The organism is Salinarimonas sp. (assembly GCF_046292825.1).
GTDB lineage: Bacteria > Pseudomonadota > Alphaproteobacteria > Rhizobiales > Beijerinckiaceae > Salinarimonas.
Genome location: NZ_JBKBQG010000050.1, coordinates 11,205 through 28,469, shown reverse-complemented (window position 1 = coordinate 28,469; position 17,265 = coordinate 11,205). Strand labels below are relative to the sequence as shown.

The 17,265-nt window shown below is 71.1% G+C and carries 11 protein-coding genes and 1 tRNA gene; 10 read left to right on the top strand and 2 right to left on the bottom strand.

All coding sequences use genetic code 11. The features are described 5' to 3' along the window. The first annotated feature begins 221 nt into the window (after positions 1–221). The gene (locus ACK4UM_RS18135; RefSeq protein ID WP_409802127.1) at positions 222–1,337 is read left to right on the top strand and encodes an ATP phosphoribosyltransferase regulatory subunit; all 1,116 of its coding nucleotides are present in this window, start codon (positions 222–224) and stop codon (positions 1,335–1,337) included. Further along, positions 1,334–2,335, top strand: a complete 1,002-nt coding sequence (gene hisG, locus ACK4UM_RS18130; protein WP_409802123.1) for an ATP phosphoribosyltransferase — start codon at positions 1,334–1,336, stop codon at positions 2,333–2,335. The genes ACK4UM_RS18135 and hisG overlap by 4 nt, the downstream gene beginning before the upstream one ends. A 239-nt stretch (positions 2,336–2,574) precedes the next feature. Here hisG and ACK4UM_RS18125 read toward each other — a convergent pair whose 3' ends face one another. Next, positions 2,575–2,826 (bottom strand): hypothetical protein, encoded by a 252-nt coding sequence (locus ACK4UM_RS18125; protein WP_409802120.1) that lies wholly within the window; start codon positions 2,824–2,826, stop codon positions 2,575–2,577. Between the two features lie 170 nt (positions 2,827–2,996). Between ACK4UM_RS18125 and ACK4UM_RS18120 the strand changes: the two genes are divergently transcribed. Together ACK4UM_RS18120 and ACK4UM_RS18115 are read left to right on the top strand one after the other, a co-directional pair. Continuing rightward, positions 2,997–3,932: a histone deacetylase family protein gene (locus ACK4UM_RS18120; protein ID WP_409802118.1), complete on the top strand. Its 936-nt coding sequence runs from the start codon at positions 2,997–2,999 to the stop codon at positions 3,930–3,932. 301 nt (positions 3,933–4,233) lie between these two features. Continuing rightward, positions 4,234–5,715 (top strand): DEAD/DEAH box helicase, encoded by a 1,482-nt coding sequence (locus ACK4UM_RS18115; RefSeq protein ID WP_409802116.1) that lies wholly within the window; start codon positions 4,234–4,236, stop codon positions 5,713–5,715. A gap of 270 nt (positions 5,716–5,985) precedes the next feature. On the opposite strand, the gene ACK4UM_RS18110 is transcribed toward ACK4UM_RS18115, so the two are convergent. Further along, positions 5,986–7,203, bottom strand: a complete 1,218-nt coding sequence (locus ACK4UM_RS18110; RefSeq protein ID WP_409802114.1) for an NADP-dependent isocitrate dehydrogenase — start codon at positions 7,201–7,203, stop codon at positions 5,986–5,988. Positions 7,204–7,495: 292 nt separating this feature from the next. On the opposite strand from ACK4UM_RS18110, the gene ACK4UM_RS18105 reads away from it, so the two are divergent. From ACK4UM_RS18105 to ACK4UM_RS18080, 6 genes are all read left to right on the top strand, one after another. Next, on the top strand, positions 7,496–10,003 hold the full coding sequence (locus ACK4UM_RS18105; RefSeq protein WP_409802112.1) for a mechanosensitive ion channel domain-containing protein: 2,508 nt from the start codon (positions 7,496–7,498) through the stop codon (positions 10,001–10,003). A 220-nt stretch (positions 10,004–10,223) separates the two neighbouring features. Beyond that, the gene (locus ACK4UM_RS18100) at positions 10,224–11,474 is read left to right on the top strand and encodes a hypothetical protein (protein ID WP_409802109.1); all 1,251 of its coding nucleotides are present in this window, start codon (positions 10,224–10,226) and stop codon (positions 11,472–11,474) included. A gap of 115 nt (positions 11,475–11,589) precedes the next feature. Continuing rightward, positions 11,590–11,674 (top strand) — tRNA-Leu (locus ACK4UM_RS18095). A gap of 234 nt (positions 11,675–11,908) precedes the next feature. Then, complete coding sequence (locus ACK4UM_RS18090) at positions 11,909–13,102, top strand: PQQ-dependent sugar dehydrogenase (RefSeq protein WP_409802107.1); 1,194 nt, start codon at positions 11,909–11,911, stop codon at positions 13,100–13,102. A 102-nt stretch (positions 13,103–13,204) separates the two neighbouring features. Then, entirely contained in the window at positions 13,205–13,807 is a 603-nt protein-coding gene (locus tag ACK4UM_RS18085; RefSeq protein ID WP_409802105.1) for a PAS domain-containing protein, read from the top strand. A gap of 499 nt (positions 13,808–14,306) precedes the next feature. Further along, entirely contained in the window at positions 14,307–17,012 is a 2,706-nt protein-coding gene (locus ACK4UM_RS18080) for a GNAT family N-acetyltransferase (RefSeq protein WP_409802104.1), read from the top strand. Positions 17,013–17,265 lie beyond the last annotated feature (253 nt).

The window sequence follows — 17,265 nt, the reverse complement described above, 5'->3', positions numbered from 1 at the left end:
GTCGTCGTAGTGCTCCTTACGTACGGCGGCTCCCGACGCCCCTTCGACCCTTCGGGTCGAAAGACCCCATCCGTCTCCGACCCCTGCTCGGGGTCGGAGCCACCTTCCCCTGAGGGGAAGGGGAGGGGGCCTTCGTTCACGCCTTCGTTCACCCTGCCGCTCGATCCCCGTTTGCCTGCGCGCCTTTCGCTGCTAGGGAGAGCGTCGGGAGCGAGGGACCCATGACCCTGTTCGAAGACGAAGCGGGCGCGATCCTCCTCGGTCTGTTCGACCGGGAGGGCTATCGGCCCATCGAGCCGCCGGTGCTGCAGCCGGCCGACGTGTTTCTCGACCTGTCGGGCGAGGACATGCGCCGACGCATGTTCCTGACGCTCGACGCGGACGGGCGCGAGATGTGCCTGCGGCCGGAATACACGATCCCCGTCTGCCGCGCCCATCTCGCGGCGCGCGGCGCGGAGCCCGCCTCCTATTGCTATCGCGGCCCCGTCTTCCGCCATCGCCCCGGGGAGACCGGCGAGTTCGGCCAGGCGGGCATCGAGTCCTTCGGCCGGACCGACCTCGCGGCTGCCGACGCGGAGGTGCTCGCCCTCGCGCTCGAGGGGCTCGACGCGCTCGGCGTGCCGGCCGCACGGGTGAAGCTCGGCGATGTCGGCCTGCTCGAGGCGATCGTCGACGCGCTCGGCCTGCCGCCGGCGGCGAAGGCGCGGGTCGTCCGCGCGATCGTGTCGGGCCGCGCCGAGGCGGCGCTCGCCGAGGAGGCGGCGCCCGAGATGGTCGAGCATGCCGGGCTGCTCGCCGCGCTCGCGGGGCAGGACCGCCAGGCCGCGCAGGCCTTCGTCGAGGACGTGCTCGCCATCGCGGGCATCTCGAGCGTCGGCGGGCGTACCGCGGGCGAGATCGCCGAGCGCTTCCTCGCCCGCGCGGAGCGGCGCGAGAACGGGCTCGGCGAGGAGGCGCGCGCCGTCCTGCGCGCCTATCTCGCCATCGCCGGCGATCCGGACCAGGCCTGCGCGCGGCTGCGTGCGCTCGCGGAGGATGCGGGGCTCGCGATCGAGCCCGCGCTCGCTCTGTTCGAGGAGCGCGTCGGCTTCGTCGCCGCACGCGGCATCGACCCGTCGGGCCTCGTCTACCGCGCCGATTTCGCGCGCAATCTCGACTATTACACCGGCTTCATCTTCGAGGTCGGCGCCCGGGCCGAGGGCGGGCCGCCGGTCGTCGGCGGCGGGCGCTACGACCGCCTCGCGACCCATTTCCAGCCCAAGGCCGCGCTGCCGGCCGTCGGCTGCTCGTTCTGGCTCGATCGCATCGCGGCGATCCGCGCGGGAGAGGCCCCATGAGCCCCGTCACGATGCTGCGCCCGCAGGACGGGCCCCTCGTCGTCGCGGTCCCCTCCAAGGGCCGCCTGCAGGAGAACGCGTCGGCCTTCTTCGCCCGCGCCGGCCTCGCCTTCCAGCAGGGCCGCGGCGCGCGCGACTATCGCGGCGCCATCGCGGGCTTGAGCGACGTGGTCGTCGAGTTCCTCTCCGCGAGCGAGATCACCCGCCGGCTCGGCTCGGGCGAGGCGCATCTCGGCATCACCGGCGAGGATCTCGTGCGGGAGGAGATCGCGGATCCCGACGCTGCGGTCGCGCTCCTCGCGCCGCTCGGCTTCGGCCATGCGAACGTCGTCGTCGCGGCACCCCAGGCCTGGATCGACGTGCGCACGATGGCCGATCTCGAAGAGGTCGCCGTCGACATGCGCGTGCGCCACGGGCGCAAGATGCGGGTCGCGACGAAATACGTCCAGCTCACCCGCCGCTTCTTCGCCGAGCGCGGCCTCGCCGATTACCGGATCGTCGAATCGCTCGGCGCCACCGAGGGCGCTCCGGCGTCGGGCGCGGCGGAGATCGTCGTCGACATCACCACGACGGGCGCGACGCTCGCCGCGAACGCGCTCAAGGTGATCGAGGACGGCGTCATCCTGCGCTCGGAGGCCAATCTCGTCGCGTCCCTGCGCGCGCCCTGGGGATCGCGGGCCCGCACGGCCGTGCGCGCCATCCTCGGGCGCATCGCCGCCGAGGAGGCCGCGCGCACGACCCGCGAGGTCCGCGCGCGCATCGCGCCGGGCACCGAGAGCGCCTTCGCCGCGCTCGCCGAGCGGGCCGGCGCGCGGGCGCCCTACGGCGCATCCGCCCCCGAGCTCGTCCTGCACGTGCCGCGCGCGAGCGTCTTCGCCCTCGTCGACGGCCTCGCGGAGGCCGGCGCGAGCGAGATCGGCGTGCGCGCGCTCGAATACCTCTTCCGCGCGGAAAACCCGCTCCTCGCCACCCTGGAAGAGCGCCTCGCCGTCCGGTGATCTTCGTCGCCGTTATTCCACCGGTGTCATTCCCGGCCGGAGCACGCTTGCGTGCGCAGGGGAAGGAAACCCAGCACCAAGACTGTGCGGAGCACACCTTCGTGCCGCCGACCAGGCGGCTCGTCGCCGCCGCAAGCGCTTGCTCCGCAAGCAAATTCTTGCGCTGGGTCCCCTTTCCCTGCGCACGCTACACGTGCTCCGGCCGGGGATGACACCATCGTGCCGAATTCGCCCGCTCCTCACCCCGCCGCGATCCGCACGGCAAGGGCGACGAGGGCGAGCCAGGCGGCCTGGTCCCAGCGCGTGAGCGCGGTTCGCGCGAGCGGCTCGCCGGACCGGTACGCGCCGACGATCGAGACCGCCGCCGAGACGAGAAGCAGTCCCTGGAGGAGCCACACGAAGGTCGCCCCGTCGCGGGCGACGAGGCTCGCCACGAGCCCGTAGATCGCGATCCTGAAGGCCGTGTCGACGACGACGTGCCGCTCGCGCATCCGCTCCCTTTCCGCGCCCCGCGTCCCCCGCAGGATACGCGTGCGGCGCGCGCCGGCAAACCGCTCGGCGGCCGCGCGCCGACAGGAGAACTGCTTAAGCCGAGCCGGGGATGGACAGGCGCGTGCGCGGCTGCGACGATACGCGAGAAGAAGAACCGCTTAGGTCGCCGATGACGACGTTGTATCTCTGCCACCCCGCCGCGCTCGACCATCAGACGCCCCCCGGACATCCCGAGCGCGCCGACCGCATCCGCGTCATCGAGCGCGCCCTTGAGGACGAGCGCTTCTCGATGCTCGTGCGCGAGCAGGCGCCGGTCGCGGAGGTGGAGAGCGTCGCCCTCGTCCATCCCCGCCGTTACGTCGACGCGCTGATCGAGGCGGGGCCCGCGAGCGGCTTCGTGCAGATCGATTCGGACACGGTGCTCTCGCCCGGCACGATCGAGGCGGCGCTGCGCTCGGCGGGCGGGGCGGTGCGGGCGGTCGAGGAGGTGATGCAGGGCCTCGTCCGCAACGCCTTCGTCGCCATGCGCCCCCCCGGCCACCACGCGGAAAAGCAGGTGCCGATGGGCTTCTGCTTCTTCAACAACGCCGCGATCGCCGCGCGCTACGCCCAGAAGCGCTTCGGCGCCGAGCGCGTCGCGGTGATCGATTGGGACGTCCACCACGGCAACGGCACGCAGGACATCTTCTGGGACGACGAGAGCGTGCTCTATTGCTCCACCCACGAGATGCCGCTCTATCCCGGCACCGGGGCGCTCGGCGAGCGGGGCGAGCACGACACGATCGTCAACGCCCCCCTGTCCGCCGGGGACGGCTCGGACGTCTTCCGCGAGGCGATGCGCACCCGCGTCCTGCCGCGCATCGACGCCTTCGCCCCCGATCTCGTGGTGATCTCGGCGGGTTTCGACGCCCATTGGCGCGACCCGCTCGGCAACATCATGCTGACCGAGCAGGATTTCGCGTGGGCGACGCTCGAATTGATGGACATCGCCGAGCGCCGCTGCAAGGGACGCGTCGTCTCCCTGCTCGAGGGCGGCTACGACCTCGAGGGCCTCTCCCGCTCGGTCGCGGCGCACGTGTCGGCGCTGATGGGGCACAACGGTTAGCGCCGCAGGCGCTTCCGATCGCGTCGCGGCGGTTTGCGTTCGGGCGATACGGGCGCGTCCGCGAACTTCGCGTTTGACATTCGCCCGCGGCCACCCCATGTTCCGCTCGCTGCGTCGGCGCCCGTTCATGGGCTCTCTGATCCGTCTGCGTGAAGGCCGCCCCGTTCCATAGGGGCAGGACCGGGCGGATTTTCGGATGCGGCCCTCCCCAAGATCGCCCCATCACGCGGGTCGTTCCTCGACAGAGCCCCGTCGTGCGCGAACGCGTGCCGGGCGCTCCCCGCATGCGAAAGACATAGACGTGACGACATTCTCCGAGCTCGGCCTCTCCGCGACCGTCCTGAAGACGCTTGCCGCCGAGGGCTACGAGCGCCCCACCCCCATCCAGATCCAGGCCATTCCGCACGCGCTCGCCGGGCGCGACATCCTCGGCATCGCCCAGACCGGCACCGGCAAGACGGCGGCCTTCGCGCTGCCGATCATCGAGCGGCTCGTGGCCGACCGTCGCCCTGCGCCGCGCCGCGGCGCGCGCGCCCTCGTTCTGTCGCCGACGCGCGAGCTCGCGAGCCAGATCGCCGATTCGTTCGCGGTCTACGCGCGCGGCCTCAAGCTCACCTCCGGCGTGATCTTCGGCGGCGTGCCCGTCGGCCGCCACGAGCGGCAGGTGGCGCCGGGCACCGACGTGCTCGTCGCCACGCCGGGCCGCCTCCTCGATCTGATCGATCGCCGCGCGCTCAGCCTCGACCAGGTCGAGGTGCTCGTGCTCGACGAGGCCGATCAGATGCTCGATCTCGGCTTCATCCACGCGCTGCGCCGCATCGTGACGCTGCTGCCGAAGAAGCGCCACACGCTGTTCTTCTCGGCGACCATGCCGAGCACGATCGCGAACCTCGCCGACGGCTATCTGACGGACCCCGTGAAGGTCGCGGTGACGCCCGTCGCGACGACCGCCGAGCGCGTCGAGCAGCGCGTCACCTTCGTCGAGCAGGGCCGCAAGCCCGCGCTCCTCGAGATCGTGCTGCGCGATCCCGCGATCGACCGCGTCCTCGTCTTCACCCGCACCAAGCACGGGGCGGACAAGGTGGTGCGCGGGCTCGAGAAGGCGGGCATTCCCGCTTTCGCGATCCACGGCAACAAGAGCCAGGGCCAGCGCGAGCGCGCGCTCGAGGCCTTCCGCAAGGGCTCGTGCAAGGTGCTCGTGGCGACCGACATCGCCGCGCGCGGCATCGACGTGGAGGGCGTCTCCCACGTCGTCAATTTCGATCTGCCGAACGTGCCCGAGCAATATGTCCACCGCATCGGCCGCACGGCGCGCGCCGGCGCCGACGGCATCGCGCTCTCCTTCTGCAACGGCGAGGAGCGCGCCTATCTCAAGGACATCGAGAAGCTGACGCGCCAGAGCGTGCCGGTCGCGCCCGCGCCGGCGGGCTTCGACGTGGGCTCGCCGTCGCTCGCGGCGGCGCCCGAGCCGCAGAAGCGCGGCGGGCGCGGTCGGCCGGGCGGGCAGGGTGCCGGCCACGGCCGCGGCGCTCCCGCCCAGGCCTCGCGCGGGGAGGGCGGTCGGCCCGACGCGCGCAAATCGGATGCGCGCAAATCGGACGCGCGCACGTCCGACGGCCGCAAGCCGCAGGAGGCGGCGCGCAAGCCGGATTCGCGCAACGCCGACCCGCGCAAGGCCGAGGGTCGCCGTGGCGACGGCCGCAAGCCCGCGCCTGCCTCGGGCGGCCGCGACGGCTCCGCCATCGGCTGGCTCTCCGCCGGCGGCCCGCGCCGCGGTCGCTGAGGGGATCATTAGCTGTCATCCCGGGCCGCGACGCGGACCCGGGACCCATAACCTCGACGGTCGTCCGAGCGCGCATGCCGCGCTCGCTGCTCCATCGAACCGCGACCATTGTCGGTGGATCGCAGCCTACAGGCTGCGAGAGAAGCGTCGTGCGTATGGGTCCCGGATCGCCTTCGGCGTCCGGGATGACAGCCCTTCTCTCTTCGAGATACGAAAAAGCCCCGGGCGCGCGGCGCACGCCCGGGGCTTTTCTCGCTTGAGCGCGCGGCGTCAGCCGGCAGCCATGGCCTTCTTGAGGTTCTCGTCGATCTTGTCGAGGAAGCCCGTCGTCGTCAGCCAGGGCTGATCGGGGCCGACGAGGAGCGCGAGATCCTTCGTCATGTGGCCGGCCTCGACCGTGTCGATGCACACGCGCTCGAGCGTCTCGGAGAAGCGGGCGAGCTCGGCATTGTCGTCGAGCTTGGCGCGGTGCGCGAGGCCCCGCGTCCAGGCGAAGATCGAGGCGATGGAGTTCGTCGAGGTCTCCTTGCCCTTCTGGTGCTCGCGGTAATGGCGCGTCACCGTGCCGTGGGCGGCCTCGGCCTCGACCGTCTGGCCGTCGGGCGTCATCAGCACCGAGGTCATCAGGCCGAGCGAGCCGAAGCCCTGCGCGACCGTGTCGGACTGCACGTCGCCGTCGTAGTTCTTGCACGCCCAGACGTAGCCGCCCGACCACTTGAGCGCCGAGGCGACCATGTCGTCGATGAGGCGGTGCTCGTAGGTGATGCCGGCGGCCTTGAACTTGTCGGCGAACTCGGTCTCGTAGACCTCCTGGAACAGGTCCTTGAAGCGCCCGTCATAGGCCTTGAGGATGGTGTTCTTGGTCGACAGATAGACCGGATAGCCGCGGTTGAGGCCGTAATTCATCGAGGCGCGGGCGAAGTCGCGGATCGACTCGTCGAGGTTGTACATCGCCATCGCGACGCCGGCGCCGGGGAACTTGAAGACTTCCTTCTCGATGACCGTCCCGTCCTCGCCCTCGAACTTGATCGTCATCCGACCCTTGCCGGGCACCTTGAAATCGGTGGCGCGGTACTGGTCGCCGAAGGCGTGGCGGCCGACGATGATCGGCTGCGTCCAGCCCGGCACGAGGCGCGGCACGTTGCGGCAGATGATCGGCTCGCGGAAGATGACGCCGCCGAGGATGTTGCGGATCGTGCCGTTGGGCGACTTCCACATCTCCTTGAGGCCGAATTCCTCGACGCGCTGCTCGTCGGGCGTGATCGTGGCGCACTTGACGCCGACCCCGTGGCGCTTGATGGCGTTCGCCGCGTCGATCGTCACCTGGTCGTTGGTCGCGTCGCGGTGCTCGACGCCGAGATCGTAATACTCGAGATCGATGTCGAGATAGGGGTGGATGAGCTTGTCCTTGATGTAGGCCCAGATGATCCGGGTCATCTCGTCGCCGTCGAGCTCGACCACCGGGTTGGCCACCTTGATCTTCGCCATCTCGAACCTCTTCTTCTCGCGCGTTTCGGGACCCGCTCCCGCGCCTCCCGTCGTGAAGGGGTCATAGCCTGCCGCGGCGCGGGGGAAAAGTCCGGCTTTCGCAGGATGGGCGCGGGCGGGTGACAAAGCGGCGCGATCGTCAGCGCCACGCCTCCTCGCGATCATTCTACCGGAATGGGCGTTCCGGCGCTTCAAAATCGCGCCGATGCGCCTATAGTCCCGCCCGCGGCCGTGCTGCTTCGCGCAGGCCGTACCCCGCCCCTCCCGGAGCCCGAGAGCACAGCCCCATCGTATGCGCCCGCCTCTGCCCCTGATCGTCTTCGCCCGTTCCCACACGCGGCTCGCCGCCCTCGCCCTCGCCTTCGTCCTCGCGACCGCCCTCGTCTTCGTGGTCTTCGCAGGCGCCGCGCGCGCGCAGGTTCCCGGCCTGCCTTCGTTCGCCCCGCCCGCGGCGGCTCAGGGCGAGGAGGCGCCGGCGGCGCAGGCTCCGCTCGAGGCCGATCTCGAAGCGCTGATCCGGGTGCTGCAGGACGACGCGGCCCGCGCGCGGCTGATCGAGGCGCTCGGCGCGAGCGCGGCTCCCGAGGCGGCCGTGGAGGTCGCTGCCGAGCAGCAGATTCCCTTCGCGCGCCAGGTCGCCGAGCGGACCCGCGCCGTCGCCGAGCAGATCGCCGGCCTGTTCGCGGTCACCGGACGGGCGGCGGAGACGCTGACGGGCCTCTACGACGGCGTGACCTGGCGCGACATCGAGCGCCTGGCCAACGTGCTCAGCGCGGTCGTGCTCGTGATCGCGGGGACGATCCTCGCTTATCTGATCCTGCGCAACGTCGCCGGCCGCATCGCCGATCGCGCCGCGCGCCATCGCAGCGTCGCGCGCCTGCCGGGGCGGATCGTGCTCGCGCTCGCCGCCTTCGCGCTGGAGGCGGTGGCGCTCGCGCTCGCCTGGGTGATCGGCAACGGCATCGCGGTGGCGTCCGGCCGCCACGGGCTCGACGCGCTCAACCAGACGCTCTTCCTCAACGCCTTCGTGCTCTCGGAGGCGATCAAGCTCGTCGCGCGCGCCGTCCTCAAGCCGAACCGCGTGAGCCTGCGCCTCGTGCCGATGTCCGACACGAACGCCGCCTATTGGTATTTCTGGATCACGCGCGCGGTGATGGTGGTCGTCTACACCTTCATGTTCGTCGCGCCGATCCTCGCCTGGAACGTCTCGCCCGCCGCCGCGAACGCCGCGCGCATGCTCGCGGTGCTCGCCGCCTGCGTCGTCGGCATCCTCGTCGTCCTCCAGAACAAGGAGCCGGTGAGGCGGTTGATCGCGCGTCGCGCGCTCGCGGGGGAGACGGACGCCTTCGCGCGGCTCTCGGCCGCCATCGGCCGCGTCTGGCACATCTTCGCGGTCGTCTATTTCGTGGCGATCTTCGTCGTCTGGATGACGCGCCCGCGCGACGCGCTCGCCTTCATGCTCTCGGCGACGCTCGAGAGCGCGATCGCGATCGCGGTCGGCATCGCCGTCGCAGCGGCGATCACGCGGTTGATCTCGGGAGGCATGCGCCTGTCGGAGGACGTGAAGCAGCGCCTGCCGCTGCTCGAACAGCGCCTCAACGCCTTCGTGCCGAACGTGCTGCGATTCGTGCGCATCGTGGTGATGTTCGGCGTCGTCGTCGCGATCGGCCAGGCCTGGGACCTGTTCGACTTCCTCGACTGGGCCTCCACTGGGGTGGGGCTCGCGGTGACGACGTCGCTGATCTCCGCGTCGCTCATCCTCGTGATCGCCGTCGCGCTCTACATCGTCGTCTCCTCCTGGGTGGAATACCGCCTCAACCCCGATTGCGGCACCCAGCCGACGCCGCGCGAGCGCACGCTCCTCTCGCTCTTCCGCAACGCCTTTACCGTGACGCTCTGGGTCGTCGTCGCGATCATGATCCTCTCCGAGCTCGGCGTGAACGTCGGCCCGCTCCTCGCCGGTGCCGGCGTGATCGGCCTCGCCGTCGGTTTCGGCGCGCAGAAGCTCGTCCAGGACGTGATCACGGGCATCTTCATCCAGCTCGAGAACGCCATGAACGAGGGCGACGTCGTCACGGCCGGCGGCATCTCGGGCGTCGTCGAGCGCCTGACCATCCGCTCGGTGTCGATGCGCGACCTCAACGGCGTCTACCACGTGATCCCGTTCTCGTCGGTCGACATGGTCTCGAACATGATGCGCCACTTCTCCTTCTACGTGGCGGATGTCGGCGTCGCCTATCGCGAGAAGGTCTCCGACGTGAAGAAGGCCATGTGCGACGCCTTCGCGCTCCTCGAGAAATCCGAGGAGCACGGGCCCAACATCGTCGGCCCCTTCGAGATGATGGGCCTCGACCGATTCGAGGACAGCGCGGTGATCGTGCGCGGGCGCATCAAGACGCTGCCGGGCAAGCAATGGGCCACGGGGCGCGCCTACAACGAGATCCTCAAGGAAGTCTTCGACGAGCGCGGCATCGAGATCCCCTTCCCGCACCTCACCATCTATCCCGGCGTCGACAAGACCGGCATGGCCCCGCCGCTGCGCGTCCTCCAGGAAGAGGGCGAGCGCGCGCCGGAGCGGCCGCCGTCGCGGCGGGAGGTGCGCGCGCGCAAGGAGGCGGCGCTCGCGAGCGTCGATTCGAACGTCGTCGCGCTGCCCGAGGAGAGCGGCGTGCGCGTGCCCGAGATCGCCCAGGAGATCGCCCAAGAGGTGCCCCAGGAGGTCGCCGAGCCGGTGGCGCCGGCGCCCGACCGGGCGGTCGCGACGACGCCCGGCGAGCGCGGTGGTGGCGCACGCGGGTAACAACCTTCGAAAAAAGTTCCTGCCGCGACATCCCGCCGCGCCCCTTGCACGGTCACGCTGACCCATTGCGGCCAAACTGCCGGGCGACCAAGGCGACGCGGCCAACGACGCCGCCAGACGCCGCTCCGGCGTGGTTCAAGGGGATAGGATGACTGGACGAGACACGGCGCCCGCCGGCGCCGCCTCGCGCGGACGTAACGTTCGCGGGAGCGGCCCCCTCGTGCGCGCGATCTTCCCGACGCGCCTGACCGTCGCCCTCGGATTGGGGCTGTGCCTCAATGCGGGCATGGTGACGGCGGCCACCGCCCCGTCGGCGGCACAACAGCGCATCGCCGCCGAGCGGGTGTCGAACGCGGCGATCTCCGCTCACGCCGACGCGCAGATGCGGGTCCGCGAGGCGCTCGACGATTGGCGCTCGGCGTCGCGGGCCGCGGCCCGCGAGGCGACGAACAGGATGGTCCGCGAGGCCGCCCGCGCCAATGCCCGCCTGATGAGCGCGCAGCTCCGCGAGCGTCGCCTCGCCGCCTTCGAGCCGCCGATGATCGATCTCGATCCGCCGTCTCTCCTCGAGCTCGAGCGCCGCATCGGCCAGGCCGTGCGCGCCGAGCGTCGGATCGTCGGCTTCGGGCCGATGAAGGTGGAGCAGCGGATCGTCGACGCGGTCCTGCAGGCCTCCGCCCGCACCGGCGTCGATCCGGTCTTCAAGCTCGCGCTCGCCGACAAGGAATCGAGCCTGCGCCCCGGCGTCTCCGCCTCGACCTCCTCCGCGCAGGGCCTGTTCCAGTTCATCGAGCAGACCTGGTTCCGCGTGATCTATTCCTTCGGCCCGCAATACGGCCTCCATCGCGAGGCCTCCTGGATCAGCCGCGGGTCCGACGGCGTGTTCCGCATCGAGGACGCGGCGCGCCGCGCCGAGCTCCTCGACCTGCGCCGCGATCCGCTGATCGCCGGGCTCATGGCCGGCGAGATGCTCAAGCGCGACGGCCGGCGCATCGCCGATCAGCTCGGTCGCCCGCTCGAGGCGCACGAGGTCTACATCGTCCACTTCCTCGGCCCGGGCGGCGCCGCGCGCTTCCTCGCGCTCAAGGACGAGAATCCGAAGGCGAACGCCGCCAAGGAATTCGCCGCCGCCGCCCGCGCGAATCGGACGATCTTCTTCCGCGACGGTCGCCGCGACCGCCCGCGCACCATCGCCGAGGTCGACGAGAGCTTCCAGGGCATGATGGGCTACCGGCTCGAGCGCTATGCCGCCATCGGCCCCGCGCGCGATCCGCTGACCACCGGCACCGCCTTCGCGGCGGCCGCGCCCGAGGCGATCCCGCTTCAGCCGATGGCGCCCTATCTCGCCGCGCGCATCGCCCGCGCCAAGGCCGCGGCTGCCGCCGCCGAGCCGACGGCGGGCTACGCCTCGCTCGCCGGCGAGGGCTCCGACGCGGCGATCCTGCCGCCCGCCCGCCCCGCCGATCTCTGAGCGGGCGCGAAAAAGAAGGCGCTTCGGAAAATCGGGCTTGTGCCCCGAAAACCGAGGTGCTAGATGCTCCCCACCCCGGCGGGACGCCTCCTCCAGAGGCTTCCCGCACCGGTCCGCGGCCGTGGCGGAATTGGTAGACGCGCTAGCTTGAGGTGCTAGTTGGGAGACCAGTGGAGGTTCGAGTCCTCTCGGCCGCACCAACCGTCCTCGTGAGAGGAACGGGTGCATGAGGAAGCCGCCGACGCGGAAGCGTCCGGCGGCTTTGTCGTTTTTTCCGTCGCCCGTTTCTTGCGGCGCTGCACACGCGCCCTGCGCTGCCCTACAGGAACCCCCCCGGCGCCTGCCGCGTCTCCTCCGAGGAGGCGTGTGCCGCATGTGCGCTCGCGCTTCGGTGGCGCCTCCTCCCCGGACGACGGACAGACGGAGAGGACCCCATGCTGCATGCCCGCCTCAAACATCTCGCCGGCGGCGCCGCCGCCTTCGCCCTCGTGGCGAGCGCGCCCGCCCTCGCGCAGGACTTCCCCCTCGAGCTCGACACCGAGCACGCCCGCATCTCGGTCGAGCGCGTCGCGGGCGGGCTCGTCCACCCCTGGGCGCTCGCCATCATGCCCGACGGGCGCATGCTCGTGACCGAGCGCGACGAGGGGCAGGTGCGCATCGTCACCCGCGACGGGGAGATCTCCGATCCGCTCGAGGGCGCGCCCGAGATCTTCCGCTACGAGGGCGTCACCGAGCGCTCGCAGGCGGGGCTGTTCGACGTCAAGCTCCATCCGGGCTTCGAGGACAACCGCTACGTCTTCCTCTCCTATTCCGCGCCGACCGAGCGCGGGGCCGCCCTCACGATCACCCGCTACACGCTCGAGGAGGACGGCGACGGCTATCGCCTGGCCGACGCGCAGGAGGTCTTCCAGATGCAGGAGGACGACCAGGATTCGAGCGGCCTGCATTTCGGCGGCCGCATGCTGATCCACGAGGGCCACGTCTATCTCACGATCGGCGATCGCCGGAACATCTCCCGCGCGCAGGACATGGAGGACCAGGCCGGCTCGATCGTGCGCGTGGCGCTCGACGGCTCGATCCCCGACGACAACCCCTTCGTGGACGACGACGAAGCGAACGACGCGCTCTTCTCGGTCGGCCACCGCAACATCCAGGCGATCACCGTCAATCGCGAGACGGGCGAGATCTGGGTCGTCGATCACGGGCCCGAGGGCGGCGACGAGATCAACCTCGTGGAGGCCGGCGAGAATTACGGCTGGCCCTTCCTGACGGGCGGCGTCGATTATTCCGGCGCGCCGATGGGGGTCGGCATCGAGCGCGAGGGCATGGTGAGCCCGCGCCACATCTTCCAGGGCACGGTCGCGCCGTCGGGCGTCGTCGTCTACGACGGCGAGATGTTCGCGCCGTGGGCGGGCGATCTCATCGTCGGCGGGCTGATGACGCGCGGCATCGTGCGCGTGCGCTTCCTCGACGACGCGGTCGCCGAGGAGCGGCTGGAATTCGACCGGCGCGTGCGCGACGTGCAGATCGACGAGGAGGGCGCCCTCTGGCTCGTGACCGACCACGAGGACGGCGACCTCCTGCGCGTCACCCTCGTCGACGAGCCGGAGGCGACCGGGGCGCAGTAAGGCGCTCCTCGCGTCGCAGCGTGGCCTTGATCCAGATCAGTGCGCGGCGCTGCGACGCACCATAGCCTTTCGTCGGATGCCCGCTCCGCGAAGGGAGAGCCGATGTTCGCGACCGACGACGCCGTAAGCCGCCCTCCGCGAGGACCTCTGCGCGGCCCTCTTCGGCGCCTCGACCGCGTCGTCGCGCCGACCAACATCGAGCGTCCGTTCCCGCCGGGCGCGCTGATCGTCACCAAGACCGATCTCGCCGGCAAGATCACCTACGCGAACCCGACCTTCCTCGCGATGGCGCGGCTGTCGGAGGCGGAGGCGCTCGGCGCGCCGCATTCGATCATCCGCCATCCCGACATGCCGCGCGCCGTCTTCGCCCATCTGTGGGCCGAGCTCGAGGCCGGGCGCGAGGTCTTCGCCTTCGTCCTCAACCTCGCCGCGGATGGCGCGCATTACTGGGTCCTCGCCCACGTCACCCCGAGCCGCGCGCCGGACGGGCGCATCGTCGGCTATCATTCGAGCCGTCGACCGGACAATCCGCGCGCCCGCGCGGCCGTCGTCCCGCTCTACGCGAAGCTGCGCGAGATCGAGCGCGCCGCCGGCGACCGCCGCGCCGGGCTCGAGGCCTCGCTCGCCGCGCTCGGCGCCATCCTCCAAGCCCGCGGCACCACCTGGGAGGCGCTGGTGTTCGACCTCGCGCGCGGGGATACATGAGGCGGCGTGGGCGTGTCCTGTCCTGATGTGATCGATGCCGGCCTGCGGACGCGACGTCTCTCCTTCCCCGATTGTCTGAAAATCTTTCCCCGCCCGTCATTCCGGGGCGCGAAGCGAGCCCGGAACCCAGAACCCCGACGTTGGTTCGAGCGCGCATGCGCGCTCGCTCCGCAACCCGAGACAACTGATGCCTCGAAGGACGCAGCCTACAGGCTGCTCATCAGAGGTCGGGAGTCTGGGTTCCGGGCTCGCTTCGCGCCCCGGAATGACGGCGTGGAGGTTCTGGGAGAAAGATTCACGTACCAATGAGGGGAAGGAGAGGGCCGGCGTCTTTCCCGAAAGCCCCCCGGGGCGACGCGGCGTCGCAGGGGCGTCGCGCGTGCGTGCCTCCATCGTTGTCGAACGAGTGCCATCGCGCGTTCGGTAGATTGTCCCCGTAGCAGCGTCCCCGTCGAGCATTCCCCGAACCGGCCATGAGCCGAGCACCGAGAGCGACCGAATGAGCACCTACCGTCTCGAGACCCTCTTCTCCCCCCGCTCGATCGCCCTCGTCGGCGCGAGCCCGCGCGAGGGCTCGCTCGGCCGCACCGTCCTGCGCAATCTGAAGCGGGCGGGGTTCGCGGGGCCGATCGCGCTCGTCAATCCGCGCCATCGCGAGATCGACGGCCACGCTTGCGTCGCGCGGCTGACCGATCTCGACACGCCCCCCGATCTCGTCGTCGTCGCCGCCCCGCCGCAAGCGGTGCCGGGGATCGTCGAGGAGGCGGGGGCCTTCGGGGTCGGCTCGGCGATCGTCATCACCGCCGGGCTCGGCCACGGCGCGGGCTCCCTCGCCGAACAGGCGCGGGTCGCCGCCCGTCGGCACGGGCTTCGCCTCGTCGGGCCCAATTGCTTAGGGGTCATGGCCCCGCGCATCGGGCTCGACGCGAGCTTCGCCGCGAACGCGCCGAAGGCCGGCGATCTCGCGCTGGTCTCGCAATCGGGCGCCATCGCGGCGGGGCTCGTCGAATGGGGGGCGCAGCGCAACGTGGGATTCTCGGCGGTGGTCTCGCTCGGCGACAAGGTCGACGTCGATTTCGGCGACTTGCTCGATTATTTCGCCGCCGACCGCGACACCCGCGCGATCCTTCTCTATGTCGAATCGATCAACGCCTCGCGCAAGTTCATGTCCGCCGCCCGCGCCGCCGCGCGCGCGAAACCCGTCGTCGTGGTGAAATCCGGCCGTCATGCCCAAGGCGCCAAGGCGGCGGCGACGCATACCGGCGCGCTCGCGGGTTCCGACGGCGTCTACGACGCCGCCTTCCGCCGCGCGGGCCTCCTGCGCGTCTACGATCTCGACGAATTGTTCGCCGCCGCCGAGACGCTCGGGCGCCAGAAGCCGTTCGACGGCAACCGGCTGGGCATCCTCACGAATGGCGGCGGGGTGGGCGTGCTCGCGGTCGACCGGCTGATCGATCGCGGCGGCACGCTCGCCGAACTCGCGCCCGAGACGATCGCCGCGCTCGACGCGGTGCTGCCGGAGACCTGGTCGCACGCCAATCCGGTCGACATCGTCGGCGACGCCGATGCGCGGCGCTACGCCGCCGCGATGGAGGCCTGCCTGCGCGATCCGAACACGGACGCCGTCCTCGTCATGAACGTGCCGACCGCGCTCGCCTCCTCCGCGGCCGCCGCCGAGGCGGTGGTGGAGGTCGTCCAGCGCGAGCGCGCCAAGGGCTTTCGCAGGAAGCCCGTCTTCGCGGTCTGGCTCGGCGAGGACCCGCAGGCCGCCCGCGCCTTCGAGGCGGCCGGAATCCCGCGCTTCGCGACGGAGGCGGACGCGGTGCAGGGCTTCATGCATCTCGTGCGGTATCGCGAGGCGCAGGACCTCCTGATGGAGACGCCGGACGCGCTGCCGGAGGATTTCAGGCCCGACCGGGCGCGTGCGCGGCGCATCGTCGAGACCGTGGTCGCGGAGGGCCGCACCTGGCTCGACCCGATCGAGGTCAGCGGCCTCATGGGCGCCTACGGCATCCCCGACGCGCCGGTGACGCTCGCCCGCGACGCGCGGGAGGCGGGCGAGGCGGCGCGCGCCACCGTCGAGGCCGGCGGCACGGTCGCGGTGAAGGTGCTCTCCCCCGACATCGTGCACAAGTCCGACATCGGCGGCGTGAAGCTCGACCTCACGAGCGTCGCCGCGGTGGAGGAGGCCGCCGCGGACATCTTCGAGCGCGCCAAGCGCCTCAAGCCGGGCGCGCGCATCACCGGCGTCACCGTGCAGCCGATGGTGCGCAAGCCGAAAGCGCGCGAGCTGATCGCCGGCATCGCCGACGACGAGACGTTCGGCCCCGTGATCGTGTTCGGCCGCGGCGGCACGGCGGTGGAAGTCATCAACGACAAGGCGCTCGCGCTGCCCCCGCTCGACATGAACCTCGCCGGGACGCTGATCGCGCGCACCCGCGTCTCGCGCGTGCTCGAGGCCTATCGCGACGTGCCCGCCGCCGATCTCGACGCGGTCAAGCAGGTGCTCGTCAAGCTGTCGCTCCTCGCCGCCGACCTGCCGGAGGTGCGCGAGCTCGACATCAACCCCTTCCTCGCCGACAAGGACGGGGTGATCGCCGTCGATGCCCGCGTCGCGGTGGCCCCCGTGCCGCCCTCGCGCCGGCGCACGCCCTCCGCCCGCTTCGCCGTGCGGCCCTATCCGAACGAGTGGGAGCGCCGGCTCACGCTCCACGACGGCCGCGCGGCGCTCGTGCGGCCGGTGCGCCCGGAGGACGAGGATCTGTTCCGCGCCTTCTTCCAGAAGGTCACGGCGGACGATCTGCGCTTGCGCTTCTTCGCGCCCGTGCGCGATTTCAGCCATTCCTTCATCGCCAAGCTCGTCCAGATCGACTACGCCCGCGCGATCGCCTTCGTCGCCCTCGACCCCGACAGCGGCGAGATGATGGGCGCCGTGCGCCTGCACGCCGACGCCAATCACGAGAGCGGCGAATACGCGATCCTCCTGCGCTCCGACCTCAAGGGCATCGGGCTCGGCTGGCAGCTCATGCAGCTCATGATCGAATGGGCCCGCACGGAGGGGCTGCAGCACGTCGAAGGCCAGGTCCTGCGCGAGAACCGCACCATGCTCGACATGTGCCGGGAGCTCGGCTTCGAGGTGGGTGCGGACCCCTACGACCCGGATCTGAAGGTGGTGCGGCTGGAGCTCGAGCCGAAGCCGGCGTGAGGGAGGGGAGGGGGGCGTGCCAGTTCAGGCCGAAGCCGTTCTCCTTCCCCTCGTAACTCGACAATCGTCCCCTCGCGGTGTCATCCCGGACGCCGAAGGCGATCCGGGACCCATATCCACGACGTGTCAGTCGCAGCCTGTAGGCTGCGTTTCTCGGAAGGTAGACGCTCGCGGGGTGCGATGCGAGCGCGGCATGCGCGCTCGAACGGTCGTCGAGGTTATGGGTCCCGGGTCCGCTTCGCGGCCCGGGATG

What these genes read in the sequence shown, in the direction of transcription:
- ACK4UM_RS18135 (WP_409802127.1), top strand. Translation starts at nt 222, where the DNA reads ATGACCCTGTTCGAAGACGAAGCGGGCGCGATCCTCCTCGGTCTGTTC.
- hisG (WP_409802123.1), top strand. Translation starts at nt 1,334, where the DNA reads ATGAGCCCCGTCACGATGCTGCGCCCGCAGGACGGGCCCCTCGTCGTC.
- ACK4UM_RS18125 (WP_409802120.1), bottom strand. Translation starts at nt 2,826, where the DNA reads ATGCGCGAGCGGCACGTCGTCGTCGACACGGCCTTCAGGATCGCGATC.
- ACK4UM_RS18120 (WP_409802118.1), top strand. Translation starts at nt 2,997, where the DNA reads ATGACGACGTTGTATCTCTGCCACCCCGCCGCGCTCGACCATCAGACG.
- ACK4UM_RS18110 (WP_409802114.1), bottom strand. Translation starts at nt 7,203, where the DNA reads ATGGCGAAGATCAAGGTGGCCAACCCGGTGGTCGAGCTCGACGGCGAC.
- ACK4UM_RS18105 (WP_409802112.1), top strand. Translation starts at nt 7,496, where the DNA reads ATGCGCCCGCCTCTGCCCCTGATCGTCTTCGCCCGTTCCCACACGCGG.
- ACK4UM_RS18090 (WP_409802107.1), top strand. Translation starts at nt 11,909, where the DNA reads ATGCTGCATGCCCGCCTCAAACATCTCGCCGGCGGCGCCGCCGCCTTC.
- ACK4UM_RS18085 (WP_409802105.1), top strand. Translation starts at nt 13,205, where the DNA reads ATGTTCGCGACCGACGACGCCGTAAGCCGCCCTCCGCGAGGACCTCTG.
- ACK4UM_RS18080 (WP_409802104.1), top strand. Translation starts at nt 14,307, where the DNA reads ATGAGCACCTACCGTCTCGAGACCCTCTTCTCCCCCCGCTCGATCGCC.